This window comes from Streptomyces sp. NPDC002536 (genome assembly GCF_053594995.1).
Genome location: NZ_JBSFWU010000210.1, coordinates 1 through 4246 on the forward strand (window position 1 = coordinate 1; position 4246 = coordinate 4246).

4 protein-coding genes are annotated in these 4246 nt (G+C 72.8%); 2 read left to right on the plus strand and 2 right to left on the minus strand.

Features of this window, described 5'->3' with window-relative positions:
* Window positions 1-117 precede the first annotated feature (117 nt).
* Together ACWD4B_RS35230 and ACWD4B_RS35235 are read right to left on the minus strand one after the other, a co-directional pair.
* A complete protein-coding gene (locus ACWD4B_RS35230; RefSeq protein ID WP_451424598.1) occupies window positions 118-1161 on the minus strand; it encodes an adenylate/guanylate cyclase domain-containing protein in 1044 nt (347 codons plus the stop codon).
* A 151-nt stretch (window positions 1162-1312) separates the two neighbouring features.
* Window positions 1313-2188 (minus strand): biotin--[acetyl-CoA-carboxylase] ligase, encoded by an 876-nt coding sequence (locus tag ACWD4B_RS35235; protein WP_451424595.1) that lies wholly within the window; start codon window positions 2186-2188, stop codon window positions 1313-1315.
* A 124-nt stretch (window positions 2189-2312) separates the two neighbouring features.
* On the opposite strand from ACWD4B_RS35235, the gene ACWD4B_RS35240 reads away from it, so the two are divergent.
* Together ACWD4B_RS35240 and ACWD4B_RS35245 are read left to right on the plus strand one after the other, a co-directional pair.
* Window positions 2313-3911: an acyl-CoA carboxylase subunit beta gene (locus ACWD4B_RS35240; RefSeq protein WP_451424596.1), complete on the plus strand. Its 1599-nt coding sequence runs from the start codon at window positions 2313-2315 to the stop codon at window positions 3909-3911.
* Between the two features lie 43 nt (window positions 3912-3954).
* Window positions 3955-4164, plus strand: coding sequence for an acyl-CoA carboxylase epsilon subunit (locus ACWD4B_RS35245; protein WP_451424597.1), 210 nt, complete (start codon window positions 3955-3957; stop codon window positions 4162-4164).
* The last annotated feature ends 82 nt before the right edge of the window (window positions 4165-4246 follow it).

The following is a 4246-nucleotide window of genomic DNA, read 5'->3' on the forward strand; positions in this document are numbered from 1 at the left end:
GCTTCGCCCCGGACCTCTGGGTAGTGCGTCGGCTGCAGGCCGTCGGTGGCTGAGCGCGCAGTTCCCCGCGCCCCTGACGGGGCGCCCGAACGCCCGGCCCGGCGGTGCCGAACCGCCTCAGTCGCCCCTCCGGCTCAGGAGCCACGGTTCGACCACGCCCAGCCCCCGCACCGGCCGCTGCCACATCGGCTGCAGCGCGAAGCGGTGCTCCCCGCCCCCGTCCTCGCCCGGCTTCGCCGCATCACCGCTCCGCGCGAGCTCCTCGGCGAACGCCCCGTCGACGAGCACGGCGTCCTTCGGCGCTATCGACGTGAGCCGGCTCGCCAGGTTCACCGTCGTGCCGAAGACGTCGCCCATCCGCGTCGTGACCGTCCCGAAGGCCATGCCGACGCGCAGCTCCGGCATCGTCTCGTCGTTCGTGAGGGTCTCGATCAGCCGCAGGCCGATCTCCGCGGCCGTTCCGGCGTCGTCGGCCGCGTACAGCACCTCGTCGCCCAGCGTCTTGATGAGGCGGCCGCCGTGCGCGGCCACCAGGTCGGCCGCGGTGGTCTCGAAGGCCTCGACCAGTTCGCCGAGTTCCTCCTCCTCCAGCCGGCGGGTCAGCCGCGTGAAGCCGACGAGGTCGGCGAAGCCGACGGCCAGCCGCCGGTCGACCATCTCCGCGTCGTCCTGCGCCTGGACGACGCGCCCGGTGGCGGCGGCCAGCTGCCGCCGCCAGACGTAGACGAGGAACTCCTCCAGCTCGGGGAGGAGCAGCTCGACGAGCGGATACGTGATCTCCGTCCGGGTCATGCCCTCCTGAGGCTCGGTCAGGCCCTCCAGGAAGGAGTCGATCTGCCAGTCGGCGAGCCGGGCCGTGGTCTGTCCGGTGGAGCGGGCGACCTGGACGGCCATGGGCTCGCTCAGCAGCCCCGCCTCGACGAGACCGGCGAGCCGGCGCAGTGCGAGCACGTCCGCCTCGGTCAGCGCCTTGGCCTGGCCGATGTCCGCGAAGCCCATCGCGCGCCAGAAGCGGGAGGCCAGGTCCATGGAGACGCCGGCGGCGCGGGCCGCCTGGAAGGGGGTGTAGCGGCGCTCGGCGCCGAGGATCAGCGCCTCCAGCCGGAGGGCGAGGGGGTCGCCGCTCTCCTCACCGTTCTCCTCGATCTCCCGAGGAGCGATCCCGCGCGCAGCACTGCCACCCGTCTCATCGGCGGTCACCGCCCGCCCCCTGTCCGATCCGTGCGCACTGCCCTGCCGATCGTGCTCGCCCAGTTTCCGGGGACAACGATACGGCAGGTGTGCCGTAGCTCACTTCCCGGACCGCCGGAGCTCACCCTTCCGACCGCTCCGGAGCCGCCGGACCCGCGGGGCGCAGGTGCACGATGTCGCCGGCGCCGACCGGCTCCTGCACCCCGTCGGCGGTCGCCAGCACCAGCCGCCCGTCCCCGTCGACGGCCACGGCCTCGCCGACCAGCTCGCGCCCGCCCGGGAGTTCGGCCCGCACGGTGCGGCCGAGGGTGGCGCAGCCGGCCGCGTACGCGTCCTGCAGCCGGCAGGCCGCGGGGTCGCCGCCCGCGGCGCGCCACTGCCCGTACCAGTCCTCGAACGAGCGCAGCACGGCCCGCAGCAGCGGGTCCCGGTCCAGGACCTGCGCCCCGGCCAGCGCCAGCGACCCGGCGCCGGGCACGGGCAGCTCGTCGGCGCGCAGCGAGACGTTGAGCCCGATGCCGACCACAACGCTGTCACCGGTCCGCTCGGCGAGGATGCCGCCGGCCTTGCGCTCGGCACCGTCGACCGTGACGAGCAGGTCGTTGGGCCACTTCAGGGCCGTGTCGACGCCGGCCGCGCGGGAGAGCGCGGTGGCGGTCGCGACGCCGGCGAGCAGCGGCAGCCAGCCCCAGCGGGAGGGCGGCACGGCGGGGCCGGGGGTGAGCAGGACGGAGAAGAACAGCCCGGAGCGCGCGGGCGCGGTCCAGGTGCGGTCGAGCCGGCCACGGCCCGCCGACTGCTCCTCGGCGACGAGCACGGCGCCCTCGGTACCGCCGGAGGCGACGAGGTCGGTGTTGGTGGAGCCGGTGTGCTGGACCACGTCCAGGGAGGTCCACAGTCTGCCGGGACGTACCAGCGCGCGCCGCAGGGCGGCGGCGTTCAGCGGGGGGCGGTCCAGGTCGGACCAACGGCTGCCGGGGGCGTCTGGGGGCGTCATACAGGCCACCTTAGAAGCAGAACGGTGTGGCCAACGCCGCACTGTCAGCGTGCATCCGCGCGGATACGCTACGAACCGGTAGCACCCGCCATGACCCCTCTGGACGAGCAGGAGCCGCAGCCCGATGTCCGAGCCAGACACCCAGGGAACCGACATCCACACGACCGCGGGGAAGCTCGCGGACCTGCAGCGCCGGATCGAGGAGGCGACACATGCCGGTTCCGCGCAGGCGGTCGAAAAGCAGCACGCCAAGGGCAAGTTGACGGCGCGGGAGCGGATCGCCCTGCTGCTGGACGAGGGTTCGTTCGTGGAGCTGGACGAGCTCGCCCGGCACCGCTCGACCAACTTCGGCATCGACGCCAACCGCCCGTACGGGGACGGGGTGGTCACCGGTTACGGCACGGTCGACGGCCGCACCGTCTGTGTGTACTCGCAGGACTTCACCGTCTTCGGCGGGTCGCTGGGCGAGGTCTACGGCGAGAAGATCGTCAAGGTGATGGACTTCGCCCTCAAGACCGGCTGCCCCATCGTCGGCATCAACGACGGCGGCGGCGCCCGTATTCAGGAGGGCGTCGTGGCGCTCGGCCTGTTTGCGGAGATCTTCCGGCGAAACGTGCACGGCTCCGGAGTCATCCCCCAGATCTCCCTGATCGTCGGCCCCTGCGCGGGCGGCGCGGTCTACTCGCCCGCGATCACCGACTTCACGGTGATGGTGGACAAGACCTCGCACATGTTCATCACCGGCCCCGACGTCATCAAGACCGTCACCGGCGAGGACGTCGGCTTCGACGAGCTGGGCGGCGCCCGGACGCACAACACCACGTCCGGCGTGGCGCACCACATGGCGGGCGACGAGAAGGACGCCATCGACTTCGTCAAGGCGCTGCTGTCCTACCTGCCGTCCAACAACCTCTCCGAGCCGCCCGCCTTCCCCGAGGAGGCGGACCTGGAGGTCTCGGACGCCGACCGGGAACTGGACACGATCATCCCGGACTCGGCGAACCAGCCCTACGACATGCACACCGTCATCGAACACGTGCTGGACGACGGGGAGTTCCTGGAGACGCAGGCGCTCTTCGCGCCCAACATCATCACCGGGTTCGGGCGCGTGGAGGGCCACCCGGTGGGCGTGGTCGCCAACCAGCCGCTGCAGTTCGCCGGCTGCCTGGACATCAACGCGAGCGAGAAGGCCGCGCGCTTCGTGCGCACCTGCGACGCCTTCAACGTCCCGGTGCTGACGTTCGTGGACGTCCCGGGCTTCCTCCCCGGCACCGACCAGGAGTACAACGGCATCATCCGCCGCGGCGCCAAGCTCATCTACGCCTACGCGGAGGCCACGGTCCCGCTGATCACCGTCATCACCCGCAAGGCGTTCGGCGGCGCGTACGACGTGATGGGCTCCAAGCACCTGGGCGCGGACCTCAACTTCGCCTGGCCCACCGCCCAGATCGCCGTGATGGGCGCCCAGGGCGCGGTCAACATCCTGCACCGCCGCTCGCTGGCGGCGGCCACGACGCCGGAGGAACAGGAGGAGCTGCGGGCCCGGCTGGTCACGGAGTACGAGGACGCGCTGCTGAGCCCGTACGCGGCGGCCGAGCGCGGCTACGTCGACGCGGTGGTCATGCCGTCGGACACCCGCCGGCACATCGTGCGCGGGCTGCGCACGCTGCGCGACAAGCGGGAGGCGCTGCCGCCCAAGAAGCACGGCAACATTCCGCTCTGAACACCGACGCCGTGAACACCGACGCTGTGGAAGGGACGCTGCAGTGATCAAGGTCGTACGGGGCAACCCCACCCCCGAGGAGCTGGCCGCCGCCCTGGCGGTGGTCCAGGCACGCGCGGCCGCCGGAGCGGCGGCCGCGCCCGATGCGGCGCTGCTGCGCCCGGAGTGGTCCAGCGCGGAGCGCCGGACGGCGGCACGCCGGACGCCGCGGCCCGGGCCGCGGGCCTGGCGCACGTCGTACTGGCCGGTTTGAGCACCGGCACCCCGTAAGGCGCCCCGCCAGGGGCGCGGGGAACTGCGCGACCAGCCACGACGCGCCCGCAGTCGAGGTACCC

Bases quoted from the DNA above. Each gene is read 5' to 3' on its own strand.
- ACWD4B_RS35235 (WP_451424595.1), bottom strand. From the start codon at position 2,188: ATGACGCCCCCAGACGCCCCCGGCAGCCGTTGGTCCGACCTGGACCGC.
- ACWD4B_RS35240 (WP_451424596.1), top strand. From the start codon at position 2,313: ATGTCCGAGCCAGACACCCAGGGAACCGACATCCACACGACCGCGGGG.